A 25,344-nucleotide genomic window follows, 5' to 3' on the forward strand; every position below is an offset into this window, starting at 1 on the left:
TAGCGGAGCACTAACAATGATCCAAATGCAAAGTACACTTGACGCAGCTGATAACTCTGGCGCGCGCAAGGTAATGTGTATTAAGGTCCTGGGTGGCTCACACCGCCGTTATGCACATATCGGTGACGTCATCAAAGTTACTGTTAAGGAAGCAATTCCTCGCGGTAAAGTTAAGAAAGGTGATGTTCTGAAGGCGGTTGTCGTGCGCACTCGCAAAGGCGTTCGTCGTCCAGACGGTTCTGTCATTCGCTTCGACCGTAATGCTTGCGTATTGTTGAACGACAACACTGAGCAACCAATCGGTACACGTATCTTTGGCCCTGTGACACGTGAACTTCGTGGCGATAAGTTCATGAAGATCGTTTCACTGGCTCCAGAAGTTCTGTAAGGAGCACGTAGAAATGGCAGCTAAAATCCGTCGTAACGACGAAGTAATCGTTCTTGCTGGTAAAGATAAAGGCAAGAAAGGTAAAGTAACTAAGGTTCTAGCAACTGGTAAAGTTATCGTTGAAGGTATCAACCTTGTTAAGAAGCACCAAAAGCCGGTTCCGGCTCTAGGTCAACAAGGTGGCATCGTTGAACAAGAAGCAGCTATTGATGCTTCTAACGTTGCAATCTTTAACGCAGCTACTGGTAAAGCTGACCGTATCGGTTTCCGTTTTGAAGATGGTAAGAAAGTTCGTTTCTTTAAATCTAACAACGAAATCGTTTCTAACTAATAGAAGTAATTTGGAGTTCTACTATGGCGAAACTGCATGATTACTACAAGTCGTCTGTAGTCGCTGAACTGACCAAACAGTTTAGCTACACAAGCGTCATGCAAGTCCCTAGAATCGAGAAAATCACCCTAAACATGGGTGTTGGTGAAGCAATCAACGATAAGAAACTGCTAGAAAACGCAGCTGCTGATATGGCAACGATCTCTGGTCAAAAGCCACTTATCACTAAAGCGCGTAAATCTGTTGCAGGTTTCAAAATCCGCGAAGGCTACCCTATCGGTTGTAAAGTAACCTTGCGTGGCGAACGTATGTGGGATTTTCTTGAGCGTTTAATTAACATCGCTCTTCCACGTGTACGTGACTTCCGTGGCGTTAGCGCTAAGTCTTTTGACGGACGCGGTAACTACAGCATGGGCGTTCGCGAGCAAATCATCTTCCCGGAAATCGACTTTGATAAAGTTGATCGAGTACGCGGTCTAGACATCACTATTACGACGTCTGCTGGTACTGATGAGGAAGGCCGTGCTCTGCTGGCTGCCTTTAACTTCCCATTCCGTAAGTAAGGTGAAGGGTTACTGTTATGGCTAAAAATTCAATGAAAGCACGTGAAGCAAAACGTGCGAAGCTAGTAGCTAAGTTCGCTGAAAAGCGTGCTGCGCTTAAAGCTATCATCAGCGATGTAAACGCATCTGAAGAAGATCGTTGGAACGCAGTTCTTAAATTGCAATCTCTTCCGCGTGATTCAAGTGCATCACGTCAGCGCAACCGTTGTAACCAAACTGGTCGTCCACACGGTTACCTACGTAAGTTCGGTCTAAGCCGTATCAAAGTTCGTGAAGCTTGCATGAAAGGCGAGATTCCAGGACTTCGTAAGGCTAGCTGGTAATTGCCACTTAATCATTTGGAGTAAATCATATGAGCATGCAAGATCCGATTTCGGATATGCTGACCCGCGTTCGTAACGGTCAGGCAGCAAACAAAGTTGCTGTTAAAATGCCTTCTTCAAAGCTTAAAGTTGCAATTGCTGCACTACTAAAAGCTGAAGGTTACATCACTGACTTCGCTGTTGAAGGCGAAGCAAAACCTGAGCTAGAAGTTACTCTTAAGTACTTCCAAGCTAAACCAGTAATCGAGCAACTTAAACGTGTTTCTCGTCCAGGTCTACGTGTTTACAAGAAGAAAGATCAACTTCCTTCTGTAATGGGTGGTCTTGGTGTTGCAATCGTTTCAACTTCCAAGGGTCTTATGTCAGACCGCGCTGCACGTAAAGCAGGTCTTGGTGGTGAAATCATCTGTTACGTAGCTTAATAGGAGTAGACTATGTCTCGTGTTGCTAAAGCACCTGTCGCTATTCCAGCTGGCGTAGAGGTGAAACTAAACGGCCAAGAAATCACTGTAAAAGGTGCTAAAGGCGAACTATCTCGCGTTCTTAACGCTGCGGTAGTTGTTGCTCAGGAAGAAAACAATCTTACTTTCGGTCCTCGCGAAGGTGTTGCTAACGCATGGGCACAAGCAGGTACTGCTCGCGCTCTAGTTAACAACATGGTTGTTGGCGTTACTGAAGGCTTTACTAAGAAGCTAACTCTTAAGGGTGTTGGTTACCGTGCTGCTATCAAAGGCAACGCTGTAGGCCTAACTCTTGGCTTCTCTCACCCAGTTGAGCATGAATTGCCAGCGGGTATTAAAGCTGAGTGTCCAAGCCAAACTGAAATCGTGATCACTGGTTGTGACAAGCAATTAGTTGGTCAGGTTGCGGCTGACATTCGTTCTTACCGTGAGCCTGAGCCTTATAAAGGTAAAGGTGTTCGTTACGCAGATGAAAATGTGCGTACTAAAGAAGCTAAGAAGAAGTAAGGTAACACTATGGATAAGAAAGCATCTCGCATCCGTCGTGCTACACGCGCACGTCGTAAGATTGCAGAACTGGGTGCAACTCGCCTAGTAGTACACCGTACTCCTCGTCACGTGTACGCTCAGGTTATCGCATCAAACGGCTCTGAGGTTATCGCAGCAGCTTCTACTGTAGAAAAAGCGATCCGTGAGCAAGTTAAGAACACTGGTAACATCGATGCAGCTAAAGCAGTAGGTAAAGCTGTTGCAGAACGCGCTATTGAAAAAGGCGTAGATTCAGTTGCATTTGATCGTTCTGGTTTCCAATACCACGGTCGAGTGGCGGCGCTAGCAGAATCTGCTCGCGAAGCTGGTCTGAAATTCTAAGGTAGGGTTGGAAGATGGCTAAAGAACAACAAGTTCAAGCGAATGATTTGCAAGAAAAGCTAATCGCAGTTAACCGTGTTTCTAAGACGGTTAAAGGTGGTCGAATCATGAGCTTTACTGCACTAACAGTAGTTGGTGACGGTAACGGTCGCGTAGGTTTCGGTTACGGCAAAGCTCGTGAAGTACCTGCAGCGATTCAAAAAGCAATGGAAAAAGCGCGTCGTAACATGACTACTATCGCGCTTAACGAAGGCACTCTTTTCCACCCGGTTAAAGGTCGCCACTCGGGCTCTAAAGTTTACATGCAGCCAGCTGCAGAAGGTACGGGTGTTATCGCAGGTGGTGCGATGCGTGCAGTACTAGAAGTAGCAGGTGTACACAACGTACTATCTAAAGCATACGGTTCTACGAACCCTATCAACATCGTTCGTGCTACGATCGATGCACTAGGTAGCATGAAGTCGCCAGAAATGGTTGCTGCTAAACGTGGTCTAACTGTTGAATCTATTTCGGAGTAAGAACACCATGGCAACTATTAAAGTTACTCAAACTAAAAGCTCAATCGGTCGCCTACCTAAGCACAAAGCTTGTCTAAAGGGTTTGGGCCTTCGTAAAATCAACCATACTGTAGAACTTGAAGATACTCCGTGTGTACGCGGCATGATCAACAAGGTTTTCTACATGGTTAAAGTTGAGGAGTAATCAGAATGCGTTTGAATACTCTATCACCGGCTGCGGGTTCTAAGCCTTCTGCGAAGCGCGTAGGTCGTGGTATCGGTTCTGGCCTTGGTAAAACCGGTGGCCGTGGCCACAAAGGTCAAAAGTCACGTTCTGGCGGTTCAGTTCGTCCAGGTTTTGAAGGCGGTCAAATGCCTCTGAAACAACGTCTACCAAAATTCGGTTTCACTTCTCGTAAGAGCCTAGTGTCTGCTGAAGTTCGTCTAGCTGAGCTAGCGAAAGTTACTGGTGACGTGGTTGATCTAAACAGCCTTAAAGCTGCTAACGTTATCACTAAGAACATCGAATTTGTTAAAGTTGTTCTATCTGGTGAAATTAACAAAGCAGTGACTGTTAAAGGTCTACGTGTGACTAAAGGCGCTAAAGCTGCAATCGAAGCTGCAGGCGGTAAAATCGAGGAATAATCTCGAGGAACGAGGTACAGATGGCTAAGAAACCAGGACAAGATTTTCGTAGTGCTCAGAGCGGCTTAAGTGAACTAAAGTCGCGCTTGTTATTCGTAATTGGTGCACTTTTAGTATTCCGAGCAGGCTCTTTTGTGCCGATTCCTGGTATTGACGCTGCTGTACTTGCCGATTTGTTCGAACAGCAAAAAGGTACCATCGTAGAAATGTTTAACATGTTCTCCGGTGGTGCTCTTGAGCGTGCATCTATATTAGCGTTGGGCATCATGCCGTATATTTCGGCATCGATTGTTGTCCAACTGCTAACTGTAGTTCATCCAGCGTTAGCTGAACTCAAAAAAGAGGGTGAAGCAGGCCGTCGTAAGATCAGCCAATATACACGCTACGGCACGCTTGTACTTGCAACATTCCAAGCTATTGGTATTGCAACGGGCTTACCAAACATGGTCGACAATCTGGTTGTTATCAACCAAACCATGTTTACGCTTATTGCTACCGTAAGTTTAGTAACCGGCACCATGTTCCTGATGTGGTTAGGTGAACAAATTACAGAGCGTGGAATTGGTAACGGTATTTCGTTACTAATCTTTGCAGGTATTGTTGCTGGATTGCCTTCTGCAATCGGTCAAACAATCGAGCAAGCGCGTCAAGGTGAATTGCATGTACTTCTTCTGCTGTTGATTGTTGTACTTGCTTTTGCAGTTATCTACTTCGTTGTTTTCATGGAGCGTGGTCAGCGTCGAATCGTTGTCAACTACGCGAAGCGTCAACAAGGTCGTAAGGTATTTGCTGCACAAAGCACTCACTTGCCACTTAAAATTAATATGGCAGGTGTTATTCCAGCAATCTTTGCATCAAGTATTATCCTGTTCCCAGGAACACTGGCGCAATGGTTTGGCCAGAATGGTGAGAGCAGCACGTTCGGTTGGTTAACTGACGTGTCATTGGCTCTTAGCCCAGGTCAACCTTTGTATGTAATGCTTTATGCTGCAGCGATTATTTTCTTCTGTTTCTTTTACACGGCGTTGGTTTTCAACCCGCGTGAAACAGCAGATAACCTGAAGAAGTCTGGTGCATTCGTACCCGGCATCCGCCCAGGTGAGCAGACAGCGAAATATATTGATAAAGTAATGACGCGTTTAACCCTAGCCGGTGCGCTTTACATTACCTTTATCTGTCTGATTCCGGAGTTCATGATGGTCGCGTGGAACGTACGTTTCTACTTCGGCGGTACATCACTACTTATCGTAGTTGTTGTAATTATGGACTTTATGGCACAGGTACAGACTCATCTGATGTCTCAACAGTATGATTCTGTGTTGAAAAAGGCAAACCTGAAAGGCTACGGCCGTTAATTCAGGTTTCATTTACGGAGTTTAGCAATGAAAGTTCGTGCTTCCGTTAAAAAAATCTGCCGTAACTGTAAAGTTATCAAGCGTAACGGTGTCGTTCGCGTGATTTGCAGTGAGCCAAAGCACAAGCAACGCCAAGGCTAATTAGCAGAAATTTTTACTTGAAATATAAGGTAGCGTCGAGTATATTCCTCGGCCTACCTTTTGCGTGCAAAAGAAGTAGTATTCCGCAGCGTATCCATAACGGGCTTTGCTGCGGCTAATTCTTTTATGAAACACTAGGAGTGAATAATGGCCCGTATTGCAGGCATTAACATTCCTGATCAAAAACATGCTGTAATCGCACTTACTGCGATCTACGGTATCGGTAAAACTCGCTCTCAAGCTATCCTAGCTGAAGTGGGTATTGCTGAAGATGTTAAGATCAGTGAACTAACTGAAGAGCAGATCGATCAACTGCGTGATGGTGTAGCTAAGTACACTGTAGAAGGTGATCTACGTCGTGAAGTATCTATGAACATCAAGCGTCTTATGGACCTTGGCTGTTACCGTGGTCTTCGTCATCGTCGCAGTCTACCACTACGTGGACAGCGTACTAAAACCAATGCTCGCACCCGTAAGGGTCCGCGTAAGCCGATCAAGAAATAATCGGGAAGGTAGAGTACAATGGCTAAACAACCAACTCGCGCTCGTAAGCGCGTACGCAAGCAAGTTGCAGATGGCGTTGCGCACATCCATGCATCTTTCAATAACACAATCGTAACCATCACTGACCGTCAAGGTAACGCTCTTGCATGGGCTACTGCCGGTGGTTCAGGTTTCCGTGGTTCTCGTAAGTCTACTCCGTTCGCTGCACAGGTTGCTGCTGAGCGTTGTGCTGAAATGGCTAAAGAGTACGGTCTAAAGAACTTGGAAGTTATGGTTAAGGGTCCAGGTCCAGGTCGTGAATCTACTGTTCGCGCACTGAACGCTGCTGGTTTCCGCATCACAAACATTGTTGATGCTACACCAATCCCTCATAACGGTTGTCGTCCACCTAAGAAACGTCGCGTATAACGTTTTTTAGATTACTGGAGAAAGATCATGGCAAGATATTTGGGTCCTAAGCTGAAGCTTAGCCGTCGCGAAGGTACTGACTTATTCCTTAAGTCTGGTGTACGCGCGATCGATACCAAGTGTAAAATTGATAACGCACCAGGTGTACACGGCGCTCGTCGCGGTCGTCTATCTGAGTATGGCGTTCAGCTTCGTGAGAAGCAAAAAGTTCGTCGTATGTACGGCGTTCTAGAAAAACAATTCCGTAACTACTACAAAGAAGCTGCTCGCCTAAAAGGCAACACTGGTGAAAACCTACTTCAGCTTCTTGAAGGTCGTCTTGATAACGTAGTTTACCGCATGGGCTTTGGCGCAACTCGCGCAGAAGCACGTCAGCTAGTTAGCCACAAAGCTATCCTAGTTAACGGTAAAGTTGTAAACGTTCCTTCTTTCAAAGTTGCGGCTAACGACGTTGTTTCTATCCGTGAGAAAGCTAAACAGCAATCTCGCATTAAAGCGGCTCTAGAAGTTGCTGAACAACGCGAAAAACCAACTTGGATTGAAGTAGATGGTGGTAAGATGGAAGGTACGTTCAAGCGTTTGCCTGAGCGTTCAGATCTATCTGCTGACATCAACGAACAACTGATCGTCGAGCTTTACTCTAAGTAAGGTTTAAACTAAAGAGAGGACACAATGCAGGGTTCTGTAACAGAATTTCTTAAGCCACGTCTTGTTGACATCGAACAAGTTAGCACGACACACGCAAAAGTAACTCTTGAGCCATTAGAGCGTGGCTTTGGTCACACTCTAGGTAATGCACTTCGCCGTATTCTTCTATCTTCTATGCCAGGTTGCGCAGTTACAGAAGTAGAAATTGAAGGCGTTCTACACGAATACAGCACTAAAGAAGGTGTTCAAGAAGATATTCTTGAAATTCTTCTAAACCTTAAAGGTTTGGCTGTGCGCGTTGCCGAAGGCAAAGATGAAGTGTTTATTACGCTTAACAAATCAGGCTCGGGCCCTGTGGTTGCAGGTGACATCACCCATGATGGTGATGTAGAGATCGCTAACCCAGAACACGTTATTTGTCATCTAACAGATGACAACGCTGAGATCGCAATGCGTATCAAAGTTGAACGTGGTCGTGGTTACGTTCCAGCTTCAGCTCGTATCCATACTGAAGAAGATGAGCGTCCAATCGGTCGCCTACTGGTTGACGCTACGTACAGCCCAGTAGATAAGATTGCTTATTCTGTTGAAGCAGCTCGTGTAGAGCAGCGTACAGACTTAGACAAGCTTGTTATCGACATGGAAACGAACGGTACTCTAGACCCTGAGGAAGCAATCCGTCGCGCAGCTACTATTCTAGCTGAGCAATTGGATGCGTTCGTAGATCTTCGTGATGTACGTGTACCTGAGGAGAAGGAAGAGAAGCCAGAATTCGATCCGATCCTACTGCGTCCTGTAGACGATCTTGAACTAACAGTTCGCTCTGCTAACTGTTTGAAAGCAGAAGCGATTCACTACATCGGTGATCTTGTACAGCGTACTGAGGTTGAGCTACTTAAAACGCCTAACCTTGGTAAAAAATCTCTTACTGAGATTAAAGACGTACTTGCATCACGTGGTCTGTCTCTGGGCATGCGCCTAGAAAACTGGCCACCAGCGTCTATCGCTGAAGATTAATCGATACTAGTTAGAAGGATTAGGTCATGCGCCATCGTAAGAGTGGTCGTCAACTCAACCGCAATAGCTCACATCGCAAAGCGATGTTCAGCAACATGGCTAGCTCTCTAGTACGTCATGAAGTTATCAAGACTACTTTGCCAAAAGCTAAAGAGCTACGTCGCGTAGTTGAGCCTTTGATTACACTAGCTAAGACTGACAGCGTTGCTAACCGTCGTCTAGCATTTGCACGTACTCGTGACAACGAAGTAGTTGCAAAACTATTTAACGAACTAGGTCCACGTTTTGCTGCTCGTCAGGGCGGTTACACTCGTATCCTAAAAGCTGGTTTCCGTGCTGGCGATAAAGCTCCAATGGCTTACATTGAGCTTGTAGATCGCCCAGCGGCTGAAGAAGCTGCTGAGTAATCAGGTTCGTACGAACGAAAAAGCCGAGCATTAGCTCGGCTTTTTTGTATCTGTTATTTATTCAATTCTTATTATTCTTTCCACAGCTCTTCAAGAGATGCCATTAGTCCCGAGCTGGCTCCTTGTCCCGATAAGTACTCTAGTATGATTGGAGTAAACTGGCTGATCATGGATGAATCTAGCCCTATCTTCGCGAAAACATCATTCACTGCACTCATTGAATCTACTTGACCCGCTATCCCACCCAGTGAGGATAGACTCGATAAACCTGGTATAGCACCTGTTAATTCTTCGCTTTGATTTACAGGTAGTTGATTTTGAGCCATAGATAGCAGCGCTGCCGAGCCTGTTGCGGCTTGTTCTCCGCTGATCGATAGGTTGCTGGTTAATGCGTCAGTCAGCGGTGATTGGCTTTGTGTGTTCGATAACTTTTCGCTGATGACGCTAGTTAACGCGCTCGAGTCGGGGTTCTCCTTTCCTAGATTGAGAAACGCGTAACTTGAGAAACTTGTTGAGAGGAGAAGGGGGAGCAGTAGTAGGGCTTTAGTCATAGTGATTCCTTAAGGGCAAAGCGAAACACTACCAGTGTAGACAAAAAAAGCGACGCAATGCGTCGCTTTATTAAGAATTATGGGTTCGTTTCGAATTACAGAATGTCTAGTAGTTCTACTTCGAATACAAGTGCTGCGAACGGAGGAATCGCTGCACCTGCGCCGCGCTCGCCGTATGCTAGGTCTTGAGGAATGTATAGTTTCCACTTAGAACCAACAGGCATTAGTTGAAGTGCTTCAACCCAGCCTTTGATTACGCCAGTTACAGGGAACTCTGCTGGTTGACCGCGAGATACCGAGCTGTCGAATACAGTGCCGTCAGTCAGTTCACCGTGGTAGTGAACACGTACTTGCTTGTCTGACGTAGGGATTTCACCAGTACCTTCTGTGATAACTTCGTACTGTAGGCCGGACTCAAGAACCGTTACTTCTGGGCGAAGGGCATTGTCTTTTAGGAACGCTTCACCGTCAGCTGCAGCTGCTTTAGCTGACTCTTGACGTGCAGACTCTGCACGTTGGTGTAGGTCTTGAAGTGCAGAGTTGATTTCGTCGATTTCAATCGCTGGCATGTCGCCTACTAGAGCAGTCGCGATACCCGCTGCAATTGCATCAACGCTCAGGCCTTCTAGACCAGAACCAGCCAGTTGCTGACCCATCTGTAGACCAATGCCGTAGCTTGCTTTTTGTTCTACAGTTTCAAATTTAACTTCAGACATGATGTCTCTCTATTTTTGATGTATTCAGGTGGCACAGGATACCAGTATTAGTGCTGGGATGAAATGGTCCCGCTTGGAAGCAACAACAAGTGTTGCAATGTGAGATTTACGTCTTACTTTTAAGCTGAGATTGACAAATTTGACCTGCACATCACTTAACACATTGAAAACTCCTATACTACAGTGCGCTTCGTTTTTATACTTGTAGTCGTGGACCCTGGGAGACCTCGCGTAATGAATCGCAGAAAGAAAAAAGTAAAACAGGTAGATTATGCAGAACTGGTACAGCAGAAGTTTTCGCAGGTAGATTGGAAGGGCATCGCCGATCAAGCAAAGCAGGCTTGGGCTCATCTGCCTAAGTTGCATCAGCGTGGATTGATGGTACTCGTGCCAGTCGTTTTGCTTTTATTGGTTATCCCAACACCAGAGCCGACAGTCGAACAGCCTTCGTCCCCTCAAACAGCAAAACAGCGCGTTCAAGTTAATATCAATACTACTGGATTGAGTGAGCAGCCTTCTCAGCAACAGGAAAGTTTAAAGTCGGAGGTCTGGCAGGAATATACAGTGAAGAGAGGTGACACCTTGGCGCAAGTCTTCCGCAACAATAATCTGGCAATGGCTGATTTGAATGCGTTAGTGCGCGTTGAAGGTAGTGACAAGCCGCTTAGCTATATTAAGGCTGGCCAGCTGGTTCGTTTCAAACTCGCGGATGACGGCAGCTTAGATATACTTCAGCTCGAGAAAAGCGCCAAATCTGTTATGTTCTTTCGTCTATCGGATGGTGGATTTGGACGCAGTAAGTAGTTAACTACTGACGACACGCTGTCGAAATCGTCGTCTGATTGGTAATAAAGGGGCGATGATCAGCATGATACCCATGGCAGTAATCCAATCCGGAATTTCGTTAAACCACCAGATTCCAAACAGAGTGACAAACACTAATCCAGAATACTCCGCTAAACCTATCTCCCCAGCTGGCGCTTTTCGGTAAGCCAGTACAGCCAGACCATTATAAACAAGAATCAGAAGTGCTCCGGCAGCGATTAGTCCCAATTGGGAGGCGTTGATTGGTTGCCACGACCAAGCGGCCAGAATGCCCGCAACGGGAAGTGATAGCAGTGAAGTCCAAAACAAGGTACTGATCATGGATTGTTGCTCGGGCAGTTTACGTGCTGAAACATTAAACAACGCCAGCGTGGTTGCCGTACCGAGTGCAAAAAAAGCAGCCCAATGAAATTGTGAAGGTCTGAGAACAATCAGCACACCAACAAAGCCTAATAGTGTGCCGAGTACTTTGGAACGAGAGGGTTTTTCTCCCATCATCAAAACTGAAATGGGCAGCATTAACAAAGGGGCGGCATAGAACACAGCATTTGCACTGGCTAAAGTCATATGAGTGATGGCAACCACCATGCAACCACTGCCAATCAAAACCAGATGAGCGCGAAAGATATTGAGGCCGGGTGAGCGCAGTTGGCGTGTGGCCTGTGTTTCTTTTCTCCACAGCGGGTAGATCACCGCGACTGAGATTAACTGGCGAATAAAAATGTACTGAAACGGGCTCACGCTGCCATCAAGCAATTTGACCATCACATCCGACAGTGATGCCGTGAGATTACCTGCAATGAGTAACCACAGAGCAATGGCTTGAGGAGAGAGCCCGGTCATAACTACCGACTAAACTTCATGTCGATGTGTGGAATATCGTCCTCTAGGTACATCTCTGAGGTGCGCTGAAAACCATGGCGGTTGTAATACGTTTCTAGATGCTCCTGAGCACCAATCTCAATATCTTGTCCCGGCCACAGCTTGTCGCACTCTAATAGCGCTTGTTCAAGCAACTGATGGCCTAACCCGTCACCGCGATGGGCTTGCGCGGTAGCCACTCGACCAATACTGACTGAAGGGTAGCTGACGTTTTGCGGCAGAAGTCGCGCGCAAGCAACCAGTTCGTCATCTTTGTAGCCCATTAAATGGTGTACGTTCTCTAAGCTATCCTTGCCATCCAGTTCAGGGTAGGGGCAGGTTTGTTCGACGACAAACACATCAACACGCAGTTTGAGGAGTTGGTATAGCTGAGGGGTAGACAATTGGTCAAAAGGAAGAAGTTGCCAGGTGATCATAGCGTTGCTCGGTTTCGTTCTTATGAAGACCTAAGTTAACAGTGATGAACCCTAGCAGCATTAACAAATGTTAACTTTGCATTCGCTTTTTAATTCGGCTCAGGCTAATCGGGGTAATACCTAGATAGGCGGCTATCTGATAGTCGGTTAGCCTTTCAGGTAAGTGCGGGTAATGCTGGCAGAACAGTTCATAACGTTCTTCTGGGGTGTACAACAACATAAAGCGTTCTTTGTTCTCTTTGTACATCAACTGAGTTTCGAGCAGCTTGAGATACACGCTATGTTTTTGACTGCGCCACTGACGAAGTGTTTCTACTGGAAGTGAGAAGAGCACACAAGAGGTCAGAGATTCGAGCAGGTAGGGTGACGGTTGCTGCTTGATTAAACTTTCAAAGCCGATGATCCAGTCGTGTTCCCAGTAAAATTCCTTGCTGAATTCTTTACCCTTGTCAGTGAGGTAGGCGGAGTGGCAAATCCCTTCGATGAGGAAAAATATCTCCTCGGCAAGCTGACCTTGATGAAGCAATATGTGTCGGGTCGGGAGCTCAATAAGCTGAGCAGAGTCAAGCAATTGGGCTATTTCATCGTGATTGAAGCCTGTGGCTTGGAGCTGTTCCATAAAGCGTTTGGTGGGCTGCATGAACTTTTTATCATCAACTAAAACATGCTTAGAATTCTAAACCGATCAAGTGTGATTCGCTAACTTGTGATGAAAAAAAGCCGCGATAAATATCGCGGCTTAAAAACTATATCACATGCCTACTTTTGTAGGTCGATCTGATAAACCGCGAAACCCACATCGTCAGTTGCGACTTGTTTCATCGGATACTGGCCTTTCTTCTCAATGAAGGCCGCAGCTTTCTCACTTGGTGAGGTTTCAAAGCGGATGTCCAGTTTGTTGTCAGACTTAATTGGAGCGAATGTCCAGTTGTTGTCTGCGCTTGGTGTTACTTCGCCTTTTTCTTTACTTACTCGGCTGATGTAAGACGCAATAACAGAGCGGTTTTCGTCTGGAGAATCAAACGCCACAAACTCACTACCAGTGCCTGGGAATTTGTTGCTGTATGCACGGTAGTTGTTGGTCGCGATCAGGAAGTCTTGTTCCATATCGATTGGCTTACCTTGGTAAGTCAAACCAACAATACGTTCAGCGCCTTCGTTGACTAGCTTACAGTCACCATCGTATTTTGCTGGCTGAGTTACATCAATCTGGTACTCAACACCGTCAATGACGTCGAAGTTATAAGTACGGAAGCCATCCCAGTCGATCAGCTGCTGTGGTGCAGTGCTGTTAACATCAATCTGTTGGAATTGACCAGCAGTACACTCTAGCCACTCTTTTACTTCCTTACCCTTGACCTTCATTGCGACAAGCGTGTTCGGGTAAAGGTAAAGATCTGCTGCATTACGGAACGTCAGCTGGCCGGATTCGACTTCAGTAAAGTTTGCTGGATCGTTCTTACGACCACCAGCTTTGAAAGGAGCGGCTGCTGAAAGGACTGGAATATCTGACAGATCAGGGTCGCCTTGAATAAAGCGTTCCACGTAATCTTTCTGTGCAAGGTTAACGATTTGTACGGTTGGATCATCCTGTACTAGAGCAAGGAAGCTGTACATCACGTCGTTTGCTTTACCGATTGGCTGGTTAACGAAATCGCGCGTACCTTTATGGTCTGCTTCTAGTGCTTTCACCATGTCAGGATCGGCTTTAGCAAGAGATTTCTTAGCCACTTTATCGTAGATAGGACGGGCTTCTGCCTGACCTTTCACAACTGACCACTTGCCATCTTGTTCTTTCAATTCTAGGTCGATAACACCGACGTGGCTGCCCCAGCGTCCAGGCATAACCGAAGCGACGCCGTTAATAGTACCTTTTTGGTTATCGACACCTTGGATGTTGTCAAAACCTTTACCCGGGAAGACCGCGTGTGAGTGACCAAAGGCGATTGCATCAATACCTTCGACTTCTGATAAGTAGTAAGTTGAGTTTTCTGCGCCTGCTTTGTAAGGGTCAGATGCTACGCCAGAGTGTGGAATGGCAACGATGACATCAGCGCCTTCCTTTTTCATCTGCGGAACAAGCTCTTCTGCTGTCTCTTTGATGTCCTTGGCAAACACTTTACCTTCTAGGTTTTTCTTATCCCACACCATGATTTGTGGTGGCACGAAACCGATGTAGCCCACTTTAATTTCATGTTCTACACCATCAACATCTTTAAAAGTGTGAGTTTTGATGATGTATGGTTTGAAGTAGTGCTTGCCTGTTTTCTTATCAAACACGTTGGCGCTGATGTATGGGAAGTCAGCGTCATTGATGGTTTCTGCAAGGAACTCCAGACCGTAGTTAAACTCGTGGTTACCAATGTTACCGACATCGTAGTTTAGCTGGTTCATTGCTTTGTAAACAGGGTGTACTTCACCTGGCTTGATGCCTTTGTCGGCCATGTAGTCACCCATAGGGCTACCTTGGATAAGGTCACCATTGTCAACCAGTACGCTGTTCTCTACCTCGGCCTGAGCTTGCTTAACCAGCGTCGCTGTGCGTGTCAGACCGGTTTTTTGAGTCGGTTTATCTTTGTAGTAGTCGTAGTCCATGACGTTAGTGTGAATATCCGTGGTTTCTACGATACGTAATTTGATCGTTTCAGCCATTGCTGGGCCTGCCATAGTTAGCATGCCACCCAGTACAGCAAGCGAAAGGGGGTTCACTGCGACTTTCATTTTGTAAGCTCCGATAGCGTTATTTTGAGACGTTGCATAATGTAGCAAAACGCCGTGCAACAGATATTTCGCTCAGTAACAAACTGTGACCTAGAACAATTACTTTATGCCGTTCTGCTCAGTAGATCTCATCTGTGTTCAACCATTAACCACATTGTATTCTACTCTTATCAGAAAAAGGTATAAAAAATGAAATTTTAGAATTTCAGGTAATATATATAGAGCGCCATAATGCTTTCAACGACAGGAAAGGAACAACATGATGGCGAGCAAGGATACAATTTCTCAATTTCCACTTCATAACCCGCGAGCAGCACAAGCGCAGTCTTCTACTGAGAATATTGGTAAGAGTGTATTGAACTCAGGTGAAGTTGCTCTTATTGGTGCTGGTCCGGGGGATCTTGAATTGCTGACCATCAAAGCACTACGCTTTTTACAGCAGGCGGATGTCGTACTTTACGACTATTTAGTCTCCGATGAAATCATGGCACTGGTACCGAGCGATACGATCTTAGTCTGTGTCGGTAAGCGTGCTGGTCATCATAGTGTTCCTCAAGAAAAAACCAATCAGCTACTGGTGGACTTCGCTCAGCAAGGACATCGTGTTGTACGCATCAAAGGTGGCGATCCATTTATCTTTGGCCGTGGTGGTGAAGAACTGGAAGTCTTGGCTGATGCGGGCGTTTCGTTTCACGTTGTGCCAGGTATTACCGCCGCAGCTGGTGCTACTGCTTATGCAGGTATCCCATTGACGCATCGCGATTACGCGCAGACGGCGATGTTTATTACTGGCCATCTTAAAGCGGAAAGTGATCAAATGGATTGGTCAACGCTGGCTCGCGGTAATCAGACTTTGGTGATTTATATGGGGTTGATGAAGTCTGAATACATTCAAGGTCAGTTGATTGAACATGGCCGCTCTCCAGACACTCCGATTGCGATCATCGAACGTGGAACACAATCCTGTCAGAAAGTTTTTAAAGGTCAGTTATCACAGCTGGCAACCCTTGCTCAAGATGCTGAATCACCGTCACTGATTGTGATTGGGGAAGTGGTGTCTTTGTCAGAAAAATTAACGTGGTTTGGAACACAGCAAGAACCATTACAACAGCGCCAATTCGCGTAATGCCCATTTATTTAGAATTTGTCAGACGCTCCCAGTGAGCCGCAAAGGAAGCACTAACATGGACCAAGAACGTTTAACCCATCTCAAGCAGCTAGAAGCGGAAAGTATTCATATTATCCGCGAAGTTGCCGCAGAGTTTGATAATCCGGTGATGATGTACTCCATCGGTAAAGACTCCTCAGTCATGCTGCATCTTGCTCGTAAGGCTTTTTACCCAGGTAAGATCCCGTTTCCTCTACTTCACGTTGATACCGACTGGAAGTTTAAGGAGATGATCAAATTCCGCGACAAAACTGCAGAAAAATACGGCTTTGAGCTTTTGGTTCATAAGAACCCAGAAGGTCTTGCGATGGGATGCAGCCCATTCGAACATGGCTCGTCCAAGCATACTGACATCATGAAAACTCAAGGTCTTAAACAAGCGTTGAATAAGTATGGTTTTGATGCAGCGTTTGGTGGTGCGCGCCGCGATGAAGAGAAATCTCGTGCGAAAGAGCGTGTCTATTCTTTCCGTGACAAGAATCATACATGGGATCCGAAGAATCAGCGTCCTGAGTTATGGCGTACCTACAACGGCCAGATCAACAAAGGTGAAAGCATTCGTGTGTTCCCACTATCCAACTGGACTGAGCTGGATATCTGGCAATACATCTATCTAGAGAACATCGAAATTGTTCCACTTTACCTAGCTGATAAGCGCCCAGTCGTTGAGCGTGATGGCATGCTGATCATGGTGGACGATGAGCGAATGAAGCTACAACCAGGCGAAGTGATTGAAGAGAAAAACGTCCGTTTCCGTACTTTAGGGTGCTACCCGCTGACCGGTGCGATTGAATCAGACGCCAATACACTAACGGGCATTATTGAAGAAATGCTGGTTGCGACATCGAGCGAACGACAAGGCCGTGCGATCGACCACGATCAGTCGGGATCGATGGAATTGAAGAAACGACAAGGTTATTTCTAAAGGATCTAAGGAAAGATTATGAACAGTGCAGTTGAAGCTCAATTAGCTGAACTTGGTATCGAAGGTTACCTGACTCAGCATCAACACAAATCGCTACTTAGATTCCTCACATGTGGTTCAGTAGATGATGGTAAAAGTACATTGATTGGTCGTCTACTCCACGACTCAAAGCAAATTTATGAAGATCAGTTGGCCGCCGTTCATTCGGATAGTCAGCGCGTCGGCACCACCGGCGAACGTCCAGACCTAGCGTTGTTGGTTGATGGTTTGCAGGCCGAACGTGAGCAGGGGATTACGATTGATGTTGCGTATCGCTATTTCTCTACCCAGAAGCGTAAGTTCATCATTGCCGACACGCCGGGGCATGAGCAGTACACGCGTAACATGGCGACAGGCGCTTCGACCTGTGATCTTGCGGTCATTTTGATTGATGCGCGTAAAGGAGTATTGGATCAAACTCGTCGTCACTCTTTCATCTCAAACTTGCTTGGCCTTAAGCACTTTGTAGTGGCAGTGAACAAGATGGATCTGGTGGAGTATTCGCAACAACGCTTTGAAGAGATCCGTGACGAGTACCTGTCGTTTTCAGAAAACCTCCAAGGTGAAACCGATATTCAGATTATTCCACTGTCTGCGCTAGAGGGCGACAATGTGGTGGAGGCGAGTGATAACCTGAGTTGGTTTGAAGGGCCGTCTTTACTCGATCTTCTAGAAAACGTCGATGTTGACCAGATTAAAGAAGAGGGGGACTTCCGTTTCCCTGTCCAATATGTCAATCGTCCAAACCTCGACTTCCGTGGTTTTGCGGGCACGATTGCCTCAGGCAATGTCAAAGTGGGTGACCGCATTAAAGCTCTGCCTTCAGGTAAGAGTTCGAAAGTGGCGCGTATTGTGACTTTTGATGGCGACCTAGAACAAGCTCAAGCAGGCCTTGCGGTGACGCTGACATTGGAAGATGAGATCGATATCAGTCGTGGTGATTTGATCGTACTTGAACATGCTCAAGTTGAGTCAAGTAACCGGCTACTTGCTGATGTGGTGTGGATGACAGAACAGCCATTGCAGGCCGGCCGTGATTACGATGTGAAAATTGCGGGCAAGAAGACTGTAGGCCGCGTTGAAGCTATTCGTCATCAGTACGACATCAACAACCTGTCTATGCACAAGGCGGAAGAGCTACCACTGAATGGTATTGGTTTGTGTGAGTGGACATTGAATGAGTCGGTCGCCATCGACAACTACGATGCCGTGCAGGATACCGGTGGTTTCATTATCATCGATCGCCTGACTAACGTGACCGTAGGTGCGGGTTTGGTGCGTGATGCTCTGGCTGAGCGTCAACGTTCTCCTCAGGAGCGTATGGGTGCTTTTGAAACTGAGTTAAAAGCTCTGATTCTTAAACACTTCCCTGAGTGGGATGCGAAAATCTAACCGAGCGGAGCAGGTAGAGTATGATGTGGCAGCAAGGATTCGTGTTGGCAGTGTTGTTGGGTATCGTTACGTGCCTGATCACAACACGAATTAAGCCAAGTTTTATATTTGCAGGCGCGGCGTTCATAGCGTTTCTCGCTGGCATGATTGAACTTGGCGATGTTGCCACTAACTTTACTAATTCCTCTCTGTTAACGCTGGTGCTGCTGATTCTTGCCTCCAGCGCGTTGGAAAAAACCAGACTGATCAGCTGGGTCAGTCGTTCTTTATCGACGGGCAAGCTTGGTACAGTTGTTGCGAAGCTTGGTTTGTCGACGGCATTTCTGTCGTCGTTCACCAACAATACCGCTGTGGTTGTCTCTTTGATCGGCGCCATCAAGCGTAACCAGTCCCATGCTCCTTCTAAGCTGCTTATCCCACTCTCTTATGCGGCGATTCTTGGCGGTACATTGACCTTGATCGGTACGTCAACCAACTTGATCATCAATAGCTTTGTAGAAGATGCAGGACTCCCAGGTCTTGGCTTTTTTACTCCAACTATGATCGGATTGTCTGTACTGGTAGCAGGTCTGTTGATCTTGATCCCTCTGAGCTATTTACTTCCGAACTATGAAGATCAAAATCAGGAAGAGTTGCCTTATTTTCTTGAAGCGATTGTGGAGCCAGGCTCACCTTTGGTGGGGCGAAGTATCAGCGAAAACAACCTGCGTGCATTGAGAAAACTGTTTCTAGCTGAAGTGATACGTGGTGGCAAAACCATGGCATCGGTGGAACCAGATTTTGTTTTGCAGGCCAAAGATCGCTTATTGTTCTGTGGTGATATTGAAAGCGTAGCCACACTGCAGGAAATTCAGGGACTAACGCTGTTTGGTCAGCACCACCTTAACGGTCAGAGCTTTGTTGAAGTGGTGGTGAGCTCTTCAGCTAGCTTCTGTAACAAGACCCTCAAGTCCAGTCATTTTCGTGATCGCTTTGATGCGGTTGTGGTCGCAATTCGTCGTGGCCACGAAAGGCTGCAGGGTGGATTGGGTAACATAGAACTCAATGCCGGTGATACCTTAGTCTTGGTGCCAGGTAAACGCTTTGAGCAGGAGCGCAAGGCGCACCGCAAAGAGTTTGTTTTGGTGAATGACTTGGATTCGAGCGCTCGCCTTGATGCGAATAAATCTAGTCTAGTGCTGCTCGGGTTTGCAGGCGTAATTGCTGCTGCGTTGCTGAATGTCTTCCCGCTGATTAAAGGCTTGTCGGTATTCCTTCTTGCAGCACTATTTTTTGGTGTCATCCAGATGGGAGAGCTTAGACGTCGTTTTCCTGTCGATATCGTTGTGATTGTCGGCTCTGCCTTATCCATCGCCCAACTGATGATGTCCTCTGGCTTGTCCGCCACATTGGGTGCGATGTTTATGGAAACATTCAATGGTTGGGGGGCATTTGGAGCTTTGGTAGCGACTTACCTCTTTACCCTAATACTGACCGAGCTGGTGACCAATAATGCTGCTGCAGCACTGGCCTTTCCGCTTGGCTACAGTATGGCAATGGGGTATGGCGTCGACCCAATGCCATTCATTATGGCGGTGCTGTTTGGTGCCAGTGCCAGCTTTATTTCACCTTATGGTTATCAAACCAACTTACTCGTTTACAGCGTAGGTAACTATAAGCTTGCAGATTACATCAGAGTTGGTATTCCAGTTTCCATCGTTTACTCGGTGCTGGTATTGGCTTTGATTCCTCAATTTTTCCCGTTTTAAGGACAGAATTATGACCACGGAAACGCCGACCAAAGATGAAAACATTGTTTGGCATCAGCATAATATTGATAAGGCTTTCAGAGCCGAACTAAAGCAACAAAAACCGGTTGTGCTTTGGTTCACAGGTTTATCTGGCGCAGGGAAATCGACGGTCGCAGGAGCCTTAGAAAACAAACTGGCAGAGCAGGGCTACCACACTTACCTACTCGATGGTGACAATGTGCGCCATGGTTTGTGCAGTGATCTAGGCTTCTCCGAGCAGGATCGCCGTGAGAATATCCGCCGTATTGGTGAGTTAGCCAAACTGATGGCTGATGCAGGCTTAATTGTTTTGTCGGCTTTCATTTCACCGCATCGTGCTGAGCGTCAACTGGTAAGAGATTTACTGCCAGAGGGGGAGTTTCTCGAAGTCTTCGTCAATACATCATTGGAAGTGTGCGAGCAGCGGGATCCTAAAGGGCTATACAAAAAAGCTCGCGCGGGAGAGATTGCTAATTTCACTGGCATTGATTCTGAGTACGAAGCGCCACTAGCTCCTGAGATTGACTTACTTGCGGGTGAGAAATCCATTGATGCGCTGGTGGAAGATTGCTTAACCGCGCTTAAGCAGAGAAACGTCATTGCATAAATCAAAAAAGCTTCCCAAGGGAAGCTTTTTCTTTATTTGCAAGGTACGACTTATTCGAAACAAATTTCGATAAACGCGTTACCCCATTGAGATGTGAATGGCATGATGATGATCGCGCCTTCACATTTGTGGCGGATAGTGTGGCCCTTGCCTGATACTACGATTGGTGTTGCCATATCGAAATCGAAGCCGCTTTCAGAAAGGATACGTTTTGCGCCACCAGCGACCATGTTAGTGATTTCACCCACCATGTCGGTAATTTCGTCATTTAGACCGTTAGGGCGTTCACCTAACATGTTCTGCATGATTTCCAGAGCCAGATTTTCATCAAATGTGATAGACATAGAACCGCGTGTCTGCTGACCTACCATCCCAATTAAACCTGAAACATCACCGCGAGCAATCTCATCTTTTTTCACTCGAGGTTTCTGTGGCTTCAATTCCAGAGAAGCCATCGTTTTTAGAACGTTCATCAGAGAAGCTAAAAACGGGTTTACAAATTCAGCGCGCATAATCTTCTTCTATTCTTATTCCGTCTGTTCATTTGAACATGACTGACAAACTCCATGAGATTCAATCACGTGGTTTGTGATCGTAAAGCCATGTTTTTCAGCGTTATTCTTCAGTAAGGCTACCAAACTATCATCTTGAAGTTCAATAACATTGCTGCACTTGTCGCAAATCAGTAAATGTGAGTAGTGCTTATGAGCATTGCAAGAGCTGCATTGAATAAAACTGTTGGTGGATTCAACACGATGGATAAACCCTTGCTCTAAGAGAAAGTCGAGTGCGCGATACACTGTTGGTGGCTTCGCTTGCGGTTCACTTTTCTTTAGCTCTTCCAGTAATTCGTATGCACTTGATGCTTTAGGGCTGGAACAAATTAGCTCAAAAACCCTCTTTCTTTGAGGAGTTAGTCTTACTCCCCGCGCTGCACACATTTCTTCAATCTGCTTTATTAGCTTGTGGTCCAAATTTTTCACCATAACCATTGGACTTTAGTAATAATATACCATTTCTTGATGGATTTCGTTTATCAAGAGGCATTTTCTGATAATACAGTCAGTGAGTTAACCTATCGAATCGCGGTTACGGTAACTGGATCTGCTTTGAGTGTTATAAGTTACCTTATCTGTTAATAAAACGATACTGCTACGGCGCATTGGTATTACTCACTTTGTGCGCTCTGTTGGATAAAATCTCCTGCCCTAAGTCAAAATCAAACTCTTCCAACGCATTATTTAGCTGGGCGAAGTCAGATTCAGACAACCCAACCGAAGAGCTTGATGCAATATCTTCCATAATAGACAGTGCCTGAGTGTCGTTTTCATCTATGGCTTGTTTGAGCTGATCAAACAAATCCTGATTGAAAATACCATTTGCAGAAGATACCGCAGGTTTTTCACTGTGGAGTTCGCTGGCGTGGATATTCTCGACCAGTGCGGTGAGTGATTTAAGCATTCTTTGGCGTAAGTCTTGATTTGTGCTGTCGTGTTCCAGCTCTTGGCAAAGCTCGTGCAGCGAAGTCGCCCCTATATTGCCCGCAACCCCTTTGAGAGAGTGAATATTGCGTTTGCGTGTAGCACTGTCTTCATCGGTTACAGCGGTTTCCACAGCGTTGGTATCGGCATAAGTGCTGGCAAAGCGCAGAATGAGTTTGGTGTACAAATCGGCATTACCACTCGCACGGGTTAGGCCTGAAGTAATATCAAGACCGGCAATGTTGGGGACTTGCTCAGTAGAGTGTTCCGCTCCTGCCACCAGTTGTTGTGGATGTTTAGGTGTAATCCATTTCGCCAAAGTACTGAACATCGCACCGACATCAATCGGTTTAGCGATGATGTCATTCATACCCGCATTCTTCGCTTTTTCTTTATCGCGTTCCATGACGTTAGCCGTCATAGCGATGATTGGAATTTGTTTATCATCCAGTTTTTGACGTATAAATTCCGTGGCTTCATAGCCATCCATGACTGGCATCTGACAGTCCATTAAAATGCCATCGAAGTCATGGCTCTTATACAGGTCGATCGCTACCTGACCATTTTCAGCAATCGTGACATGTACTTGTTGGCCCTCAAGTAGCTCAGTGGCTAGCTCTTGGTTAATCTCATTGTCTTCGACCAGCAGCAACTGAGCGCCAGCCAGTTGTTGGGCATTGGCAAGTTGTGTCTGCTCTTCGACATCGCTCCGGCTTACGCGACTGCCCTCAACGCCATAAAGTGTCACTATGGCATCGAACAGATGTGAAGAGGTGACTGGCTTATCTAAGATTGATGGTGGCGTTAACTGGCGATTGATAAATGCATCGGTCAGTTCTTCACGACCATAAGCCGTCAGCATTAAGAGTTTTGGTTGCTCACGCTCAGCCAGCCTGTCCCACATGATTTCTGCTAAATCGATGCCGTCTTTGACCGGCATCTGCCAGTCAGAAATCACCAAATCATAAGGTTGTTTGTTGGTGATGGCTTCTTCTAACTCATCAAGCGCACTATCAACATTGGTAACGCTGATGGTTTCAAACTGTAGGGATTCGAGAATATCTTCCACAATCAGCCTTGCGCTGGCATTATCATCGACCACCAGAATTTTCAGTTGACCGAGTTCTTTCGGGACCAACAATTGTTCTTGTTTCAAGGCATGGCTGACACCTAATTGAACGGTGAAGCTGAACGTCGATCCTTTACCTTGTTCGCTTGTGACACCAATGTCACCGCCCATCAACTGACAAAGCTCTTTGCTGATCGCCAACCCAAGTCCGGTACCGCCATATTTGCGTGTGGTTGAACTATCGGCCTGAGTAAACTTGTTGAATAGCTTATTACACTGCTCTGGTGTCATGCCAATACCGCTATCAGTCACCGAGAATTTGAGGGTGATATCGTTACCGTCTTTCTTTTCCAGAGCAATGCTAACTTTGATCTCACCTTGTTCAGTAAATTTCACCGCGTTGTTGGCTAGGTTAATTAGGATCTGCCCCAGGCGGAGAGGATCGCCAACTAGCGCAGTTGGTACGTCGCGATCAATATGGATCAATAATTCCAGCCCGCGTTCAGATGCGCGTAAACCAACGAGATTGGAAATATTGTCGAGAACATTCTCTAGGTGGAAGTCGACGTTTTCGATATCCAGTTTGCCCGCTTCGATCTTTGAGAAGTCTAAGATATCGTTGATCAAACCGAGCAGGGAATCGGCGGAAAGCTTCACTTTCTGAATGTAATTACGTTGAGCCTTGGAAAGGTCCGTTTTGAGTGCAAGATAGCTCATGCCGATAATGGCATTCATTGGTGTGCGGATCTCGTGGCTCATGTTAGCCAAGAAGTCTGACTTTGCTTTGTTTGCTGCATCTGCGTCATCTCTTGCTAATGCCAGCTTATCTGCAAAACGCTCTAGTGCTGCGTGAGATTTATTTGCGAGTAAACCCAGCAGCAGTAAAGTCACCACAAAGATACCGCCACCAATCGCCAGATAGCTGGCAATCGCACCGGAATTTTCTACCGTATTGAGCTGTTCTTGGTAAACGGGCTGAATGAACGACTGTAGCTGCTCGTATGTTGTTTCCAACTGGGCGATCTGCTGTGAGGTAATACTGCGTGCTGAAGTTAATTGATTGAACAGCGTGTAGTAGCTGTTAGTCAGTGTTTGTATTTTGTCGACATTGATCTTTTCTTCATCGGTTGGTACTTGAGCTGACAGGCTATCGAGAAGACGCAGTGAATATTCTAGATAATCATTTACTTGGTCAGCAATCGCCTGCTGGCGCGTTGGTGAAAGTGACAGTGAATAGTCGCGATCGAGTTGTTGTGCTTCACTGATCGAAGATTGAAGAACAAGTAGATTAGAGCTGACAGCCAGACGCTCACTAATAGCGATTTGAGTACTGGAAACGGCTTGCTGCGATGCTCGGAGAATATCCTGAAGATGGTTACGTAAGTCGGTGGCTGAGCGTGCCAGCTCGTCCCCAGAACGGTTTACTTGATTGAGAATGCTTTGCTGGAGCTTTTCACCAATATTAGACCAGCTTCTTAGCTGGACGAGTGAGGTGAGATAACGATTTTTAGCATTGTTGACCAGAATCAGTTTATTCACACTGGTTTGCTCGGTCAGCTTGCCATCGAGTAAGGTGATGAGTTGGTCGATTTTCTTCAGTTCAAACTGTGCTTGGTTAAGCTCCTGTTGGTCTTTACTAAGCACGTATGATTTCTGGTGGTTTTGTGAGTTTGCAATTAATCCCACAAGCCAGTGAGCACGAATCGCGTTATCAGAATCTTCATCTACTTGCTCTCTAAGCTCCTCAATACTCATGATACCGTTTTCAACGAAGTCTTCATGCAACTGCTGAATGACATCAATGGTATCGGCAGCCTCCTCGGCAATGATGGTCATTTCTTCACGCGTCGTGGTTTCACTCTGACTGAGCGCTATGTACTGGGTAAAGTCCTGACGATAATCCGCAAGCAAGTCGGTAATCTGTGCATCAATACCATTGGCGATAACAACGTCTGATAACGTCTGAGCTATATCTATCTGGCGATAAATGTCATCAGAGACCTCATCCTGAGGCAGACGAATATAGCTTTGCTCGAGCATCTTAACGCTGTCTAAGGTCGATAATAGCTGGGCATTACTCGCGTACTGATCGACTGTATTAAAGCGCTGGTTAAGGCTCATCCAGCCAATGCTACCGGCAATCAGTAACATCACAGAAGCAATAACAAAGCCGGTAAGAATGCGCTTAGAGTCGAGCGCATAGTTCTGTACTTGATTCATTCTCT

32 protein-coding genes are annotated in these 25,344 nt (G+C 46.2%); 23 read left to right on the top strand and 9 right to left on the bottom strand.

Features of this window, described 5'->3' with window-relative positions; all coding sequences use genetic code 11:
- The first annotated feature begins 16 nt into the window (after positions 1-16).
- The 17 genes from rplN (at position 17) to rplQ (ending at position 8,558) form a co-directional block, all read left to right on the top strand.
- Positions 17-388 (top strand): 50S ribosomal protein L14, encoded by a 372-nt coding sequence (rplN, locus tag QMA41_RS18025; protein WP_004745883.1) that lies wholly within the window; start codon positions 17-19, stop codon positions 386-388.
- Positions 389-401: 13 nt separating this feature from the next.
- Positions 402-719 carry a 50S ribosomal protein L24 gene (gene rplX, locus QMA41_RS18030; RefSeq protein ID WP_004745885.1) on the top strand — a complete coding sequence of 106 codons (318 nt, stop codon included), beginning with the start codon at positions 402-404 and terminating at the stop codon, positions 717-719.
- 23 nt (positions 720-742) lie between these two features.
- Complete coding sequence (gene rplE / locus QMA41_RS18035) at positions 743-1,282, top strand: 50S ribosomal protein L5 (protein ID WP_004745887.1); 540 nt, start codon at positions 743-745, stop codon at positions 1,280-1,282.
- Between the two features lie 17 nt (positions 1,283-1,299).
- Positions 1,300-1,605 carry a 30S ribosomal protein S14 gene (gene rpsN, locus QMA41_RS18040; RefSeq protein WP_006963211.1) on the top strand — a complete coding sequence of 102 codons (306 nt, stop codon included), beginning with the start codon at positions 1,300-1,302 and terminating at the stop codon, positions 1,603-1,605.
- Between the two features lie 29 nt (positions 1,606-1,634).
- Positions 1,635-2,027, top strand: coding sequence for a 30S ribosomal protein S8 (gene rpsH / locus QMA41_RS18045; protein ID WP_004745890.1), 393 nt, complete (start codon positions 1,635-1,637; stop codon positions 2,025-2,027).
- Between the two features lie 12 nt (positions 2,028-2,039).
- Positions 2,040-2,573, top strand: a complete 534-nt coding sequence (gene rplF / locus QMA41_RS18050; protein ID WP_004745892.1) for a 50S ribosomal protein L6 — start codon at positions 2,040-2,042, stop codon at positions 2,571-2,573.
- Between the two features lie 9 nt (positions 2,574-2,582).
- Entirely contained in the window at positions 2,583-2,936 is a 354-nt protein-coding gene (gene rplR, locus QMA41_RS18055; RefSeq protein ID WP_006963209.1) for a 50S ribosomal protein L18, read from the top strand.
- 14 nt (positions 2,937-2,950) lie between these two features.
- On the top strand, positions 2,951-3,454 hold the full coding sequence (rpsE, locus tag QMA41_RS18060) for a 30S ribosomal protein S5 (protein WP_006963208.1): 504 nt from the start codon (positions 2,951-2,953) through the stop codon (positions 3,452-3,454).
- Positions 3,455-3,461: 7 nt separating this feature from the next.
- Positions 3,462-3,638 carry a 50S ribosomal protein L30 gene (rpmD, locus tag QMA41_RS18065; protein ID WP_006963207.1) on the top strand — a complete coding sequence of 59 codons (177 nt, stop codon included), beginning with the start codon at positions 3,462-3,464 and terminating at the stop codon, positions 3,636-3,638.
- Positions 3,639-3,643: 5 nt separating this feature from the next.
- Positions 3,644-4,078: a 50S ribosomal protein L15 gene (gene rplO, locus QMA41_RS18070; RefSeq protein WP_006963206.1), complete on the top strand. Its 435-nt coding sequence runs from the start codon at positions 3,644-3,646 to the stop codon at positions 4,076-4,078.
- A gap of 20 nt (positions 4,079-4,098) precedes the next feature.
- Entirely contained in the window at positions 4,099-5,433 is a 1,335-nt protein-coding gene (secY, locus tag QMA41_RS18075; protein WP_006963205.1) for a preprotein translocase subunit SecY, read from the top strand.
- A 27-nt stretch (positions 5,434-5,460) separates the two neighbouring features.
- Positions 5,461-5,574, top strand: coding sequence for a 50S ribosomal protein L36 (rpmJ, locus tag QMA41_RS18080; RefSeq protein ID WP_000868186.1), 114 nt, complete (start codon positions 5,461-5,463; stop codon positions 5,572-5,574).
- 147 nt (positions 5,575-5,721) lie between these two features.
- The gene (gene rpsM / locus QMA41_RS18085; RefSeq protein ID WP_005450559.1) at positions 5,722-6,078 is read left to right on the top strand and encodes a 30S ribosomal protein S13; all 357 of its coding nucleotides are present in this window, start codon (positions 5,722-5,724) and stop codon (positions 6,076-6,078) included.
- Between the two features lie 18 nt (positions 6,079-6,096).
- Positions 6,097-6,486 (top strand): 30S ribosomal protein S11, encoded by a 390-nt coding sequence (rpsK, locus tag QMA41_RS18090; RefSeq protein WP_001118870.1) that lies wholly within the window; start codon positions 6,097-6,099, stop codon positions 6,484-6,486.
- A 27-nt stretch (positions 6,487-6,513) separates the two neighbouring features.
- Positions 6,514-7,134, top strand: a complete 621-nt coding sequence (rpsD, locus tag QMA41_RS18095; RefSeq protein ID WP_006963204.1) for a 30S ribosomal protein S4 — start codon at positions 6,514-6,516, stop codon at positions 7,132-7,134.
- Positions 7,135-7,158: 24 nt separating this feature from the next.
- On the top strand, positions 7,159-8,151 hold the full coding sequence (gene rpoA / locus QMA41_RS18100) for a DNA-directed RNA polymerase subunit alpha (RefSeq protein WP_004410407.1): 993 nt from the start codon (positions 7,159-7,161) through the stop codon (positions 8,149-8,151).
- 26 nt (positions 8,152-8,177) lie between these two features.
- Positions 8,178-8,558, top strand: coding sequence for a 50S ribosomal protein L17 (rplQ, locus tag QMA41_RS18105; protein WP_005383141.1), 381 nt, complete (start codon positions 8,178-8,180; stop codon positions 8,556-8,558).
- A 71-nt stretch (positions 8,559-8,629) separates the two neighbouring features.
- On the opposite strand, the gene QMA41_RS18110 is transcribed toward rplQ, so the two are convergent.
- Both QMA41_RS18110 and QMA41_RS18115 read right to left on the bottom strand, forming a co-directional pair.
- Entirely contained in the window at positions 8,630-9,109 is a 480-nt protein-coding gene (locus QMA41_RS18110; protein ID WP_281630346.1) for a DUF2780 domain-containing protein, read from the bottom strand.
- A gap of 95 nt (positions 9,110-9,204) precedes the next feature.
- Positions 9,205-9,825, bottom strand: coding sequence for an FKBP-type peptidyl-prolyl cis-trans isomerase (locus QMA41_RS18115; protein ID WP_006963202.1), 621 nt, complete (start codon positions 9,823-9,825; stop codon positions 9,205-9,207).
- Between the two features lie 234 nt (positions 9,826-10,059).
- Here QMA41_RS18115 and QMA41_RS18120 point away from each other — a divergent pair, with 234 nt between their 5' ends.
- Positions 10,060-10,629: a LysM-like peptidoglycan-binding domain-containing protein gene (locus QMA41_RS18120; RefSeq protein ID WP_172845238.1), complete on the top strand. Its 570-nt coding sequence runs from the start codon at positions 10,060-10,062 to the stop codon at positions 10,627-10,629.
- Here the strand turns inward: QMA41_RS18120 and QMA41_RS18125 are convergent, their stop codons facing one another.
- From QMA41_RS18125 to cpdB, 4 genes are all read right to left on the bottom strand, one after another.
- A complete protein-coding gene (locus tag QMA41_RS18125; RefSeq protein ID WP_281630347.1) occupies positions 10,630-11,493 on the bottom strand; it encodes a DMT family transporter in 864 nt (287 codons plus the stop codon).
- A gap of 2 nt (positions 11,494-11,495) precedes the next feature.
- On the bottom strand, positions 11,496-11,948 hold the full coding sequence (locus QMA41_RS18130) for a GNAT family N-acetyltransferase (RefSeq protein WP_021455195.1): 453 nt from the start codon (positions 11,946-11,948) through the stop codon (positions 11,496-11,498).
- Between the two features lie 70 nt (positions 11,949-12,018).
- Positions 12,019-12,567: a Crp/Fnr family transcriptional regulator gene (locus tag QMA41_RS18135; RefSeq protein ID WP_227495664.1), complete on the bottom strand. Its 549-nt coding sequence runs from the start codon at positions 12,565-12,567 to the stop codon at positions 12,019-12,021.
- A gap of 140 nt (positions 12,568-12,707) precedes the next feature.
- On the bottom strand, positions 12,708-14,669 hold the full coding sequence (gene cpdB, locus QMA41_RS18140) for a 2',3'-cyclic-nucleotide 2'-phosphodiesterase (protein ID WP_281630348.1): 1,962 nt from the start codon (positions 14,667-14,669) through the stop codon (positions 12,708-12,710).
- Between the two features lie 262 nt (positions 14,670-14,931).
- Here cpdB and cobA point away from each other — a divergent pair, with 262 nt between their 5' ends.
- Genes cobA through cysC form a run of 5 tightly spaced genes read left to right on the top strand, consistent with a single transcriptional unit; the run spans position 14,932 to position 20,569 of the window.
- On the top strand, positions 14,932-15,795 hold the full coding sequence (gene cobA / locus QMA41_RS18145) for a uroporphyrinogen-III C-methyltransferase (protein WP_038164363.1): 864 nt from the start codon (positions 14,932-14,934) through the stop codon (positions 15,793-15,795).
- Between the two features lie 34 nt (positions 15,796-15,829).
- On the top strand, positions 15,830-16,762 hold the full coding sequence (gene cysD, locus QMA41_RS18150; protein WP_227495665.1) for a sulfate adenylyltransferase subunit CysD: 933 nt from the start codon (positions 15,830-15,832) through the stop codon (positions 16,760-16,762).
- Between the two features lie 18 nt (positions 16,763-16,780).
- Positions 16,781-18,193 (top strand): sulfate adenylyltransferase subunit CysN, encoded by a 1,413-nt coding sequence (cysN, locus tag QMA41_RS18155; RefSeq protein WP_172850953.1) that lies wholly within the window; start codon positions 16,781-16,783, stop codon positions 18,191-18,193.
- A 23-nt stretch (positions 18,194-18,216) separates the two neighbouring features.
- Entirely contained in the window at positions 18,217-19,941 is a 1,725-nt protein-coding gene (locus QMA41_RS18160; protein ID WP_281630357.1) for an SLC13 family permease, read from the top strand.
- Positions 19,942-19,951: 10 nt separating this feature from the next.
- Entirely contained in the window at positions 19,952-20,569 is a 618-nt protein-coding gene (cysC, locus tag QMA41_RS18165) for an adenylyl-sulfate kinase (RefSeq protein ID WP_281630349.1), read from the top strand.
- Between the two features lie 50 nt (positions 20,570-20,619).
- Here the strand turns inward: cysC and QMA41_RS18170 are convergent, their stop codons facing one another.
- The 3 genes from QMA41_RS18170 to QMA41_RS18180 form a co-directional block, all read right to left on the bottom strand.
- Positions 20,620-21,081: a chemotaxis protein CheX gene (locus QMA41_RS18170; RefSeq protein WP_006963190.1), complete on the bottom strand. Its 462-nt coding sequence runs from the start codon at positions 21,079-21,081 to the stop codon at positions 20,620-20,622.
- 15 nt (positions 21,082-21,096) lie between these two features.
- The gene (gene zur / locus QMA41_RS18175; RefSeq protein ID WP_029236218.1) at positions 21,097-21,555 is read right to left on the bottom strand and encodes a zinc uptake transcriptional repressor Zur; all 459 of its coding nucleotides are present in this window, start codon (positions 21,553-21,555) and stop codon (positions 21,097-21,099) included.
- A 166-nt stretch (positions 21,556-21,721) separates the two neighbouring features.
- Positions 21,722-25,339 (bottom strand): response regulator, encoded by a 3,618-nt coding sequence (locus QMA41_RS18180; RefSeq protein WP_281630350.1) that lies wholly within the window; start codon positions 25,337-25,339, stop codon positions 21,722-21,724.
- Positions 25,340-25,344: the final 5 nt, after the last annotated feature.

Origin of the sequence: Vibrio sp. St2 (genome assembly GCF_947311885.1) — a bacterium.
Taxonomy (GTDB): Bacteria; Pseudomonadota; Gammaproteobacteria; order Enterobacterales; family Vibrionaceae; genus Vibrio; species Vibrio coralliilyticus.

Bases quoted from the DNA above. Each gene is read 5' to 3' on its own strand.
- rplO (WP_006963206.1), top strand. From the start codon at position 3,644: ATGCGTTTGAATACTCTATCACCGGCTGCGGGTTCTAAGCCTTCTGCG.
- rplF (WP_004745892.1), top strand. From the start codon at position 2,040: ATGTCTCGTGTTGCTAAAGCACCTGTCGCTATTCCAGCTGGCGTAGAG.
- QMA41_RS18125 (WP_281630347.1), bottom strand. From the start codon at position 11,493: ATGACCGGGCTCTCTCCTCAAGCCATTGCTCTGTGGTTACTCATTGCA.
- rpmJ (WP_000868186.1), top strand. From the start codon at position 5,461: ATGAAAGTTCGTGCTTCCGTTAAAAAAATCTGCCGTAACTGTAAAGTT.
- QMA41_RS18180 (WP_281630350.1), bottom strand. From the start codon at position 25,339: ATGAATCAAGTACAGAACTATGCGCTCGACTCTAAGCGCATTCTTACC.
- cobA (WP_038164363.1), top strand. From the start codon at position 14,932: ATGGCGAGCAAGGATACAATTTCTCAATTTCCACTTCATAACCCGCGA.
- cysC (WP_281630349.1), top strand. From the start codon at position 19,952: ATGACCACGGAAACGCCGACCAAAGATGAAAACATTGTTTGGCATCAG.
- rplR (WP_006963209.1), top strand. From the start codon at position 2,583: ATGGATAAGAAAGCATCTCGCATCCGTCGTGCTACACGCGCACGTCGT.
- rplE (WP_004745887.1), top strand. From the start codon at position 743: ATGGCGAAACTGCATGATTACTACAAGTCGTCTGTAGTCGCTGAACTG.
- QMA41_RS18120 (WP_172845238.1), top strand. From the start codon at position 10,060: ATGAATCGCAGAAAGAAAAAAGTAAAACAGGTAGATTATGCAGAACTG.
- cpdB (WP_281630348.1), bottom strand. From the start codon at position 14,669: ATGAAAGTCGCAGTGAACCCCCTTTCGCTTGCTGTACTGGGTGGCATG.
- rplQ (WP_005383141.1), top strand. From the start codon at position 8,178: ATGCGCCATCGTAAGAGTGGTCGTCAACTCAACCGCAATAGCTCACAT.
- QMA41_RS18160 (WP_281630357.1), top strand. From the start codon at position 18,217: ATGTGGCAGCAAGGATTCGTGTTGGCAGTGTTGTTGGGTATCGTTACG.
- QMA41_RS18130 (WP_021455195.1), bottom strand. From the start codon at position 11,948: ATGATCACCTGGCAACTTCTTCCTTTTGACCAATTGTCTACCCCTCAG.
- rplN (WP_004745883.1), top strand. From the start codon at position 17: ATGATCCAAATGCAAAGTACACTTGACGCAGCTGATAACTCTGGCGCG.
- rpsH (WP_004745890.1), top strand. From the start codon at position 1,635: ATGAGCATGCAAGATCCGATTTCGGATATGCTGACCCGCGTTCGTAAC.
- rpsD (WP_006963204.1), top strand. From the start codon at position 6,514: ATGGCAAGATATTTGGGTCCTAAGCTGAAGCTTAGCCGTCGCGAAGGT.
- QMA41_RS18135 (WP_227495664.1), bottom strand. From the start codon at position 12,567: ATGGAACAGCTCCAAGCCACAGGCTTCAATCACGATGAAATAGCCCAA.
- QMA41_RS18170 (WP_006963190.1), bottom strand. From the start codon at position 21,081: ATGCGCGCTGAATTTGTAAACCCGTTTTTAGCTTCTCTGATGAACGTT.
- rpsK (WP_001118870.1), top strand. From the start codon at position 6,097: ATGGCTAAACAACCAACTCGCGCTCGTAAGCGCGTACGCAAGCAAGTT.
- QMA41_RS18115 (WP_006963202.1), bottom strand. From the start codon at position 9,825: ATGTCTGAAGTTAAATTTGAAACTGTAGAACAAAAAGCAAGCTACGGC.
- QMA41_RS18110 (WP_281630346.1), bottom strand. From the start codon at position 9,109: ATGACTAAAGCCCTACTACTGCTCCCCCTTCTCCTCTCAACAAGTTTC.
- rpsE (WP_006963208.1), top strand. From the start codon at position 2,951: ATGGCTAAAGAACAACAAGTTCAAGCGAATGATTTGCAAGAAAAGCTA.
- cysN (WP_172850953.1), top strand. From the start codon at position 16,781: ATGAACAGTGCAGTTGAAGCTCAATTAGCTGAACTTGGTATCGAAGGT.
- rpsM (WP_005450559.1), top strand. From the start codon at position 5,722: ATGGCCCGTATTGCAGGCATTAACATTCCTGATCAAAAACATGCTGTA.
- secY (WP_006963205.1), top strand. From the start codon at position 4,099: ATGGCTAAGAAACCAGGACAAGATTTTCGTAGTGCTCAGAGCGGCTTA.
- rpsN (WP_006963211.1), top strand. From the start codon at position 1,300: ATGGCTAAAAATTCAATGAAAGCACGTGAAGCAAAACGTGCGAAGCTA.
- rplX (WP_004745885.1), top strand. From the start codon at position 402: ATGGCAGCTAAAATCCGTCGTAACGACGAAGTAATCGTTCTTGCTGGT.
- rpoA (WP_004410407.1), top strand. From the start codon at position 7,159: ATGCAGGGTTCTGTAACAGAATTTCTTAAGCCACGTCTTGTTGACATC.
- rpmD (WP_006963207.1), top strand. From the start codon at position 3,462: ATGGCAACTATTAAAGTTACTCAAACTAAAAGCTCAATCGGTCGCCTA.
- zur (WP_029236218.1), bottom strand. From the start codon at position 21,555: ATGGTGAAAAATTTGGACCACAAGCTAATAAAGCAGATTGAAGAAATG.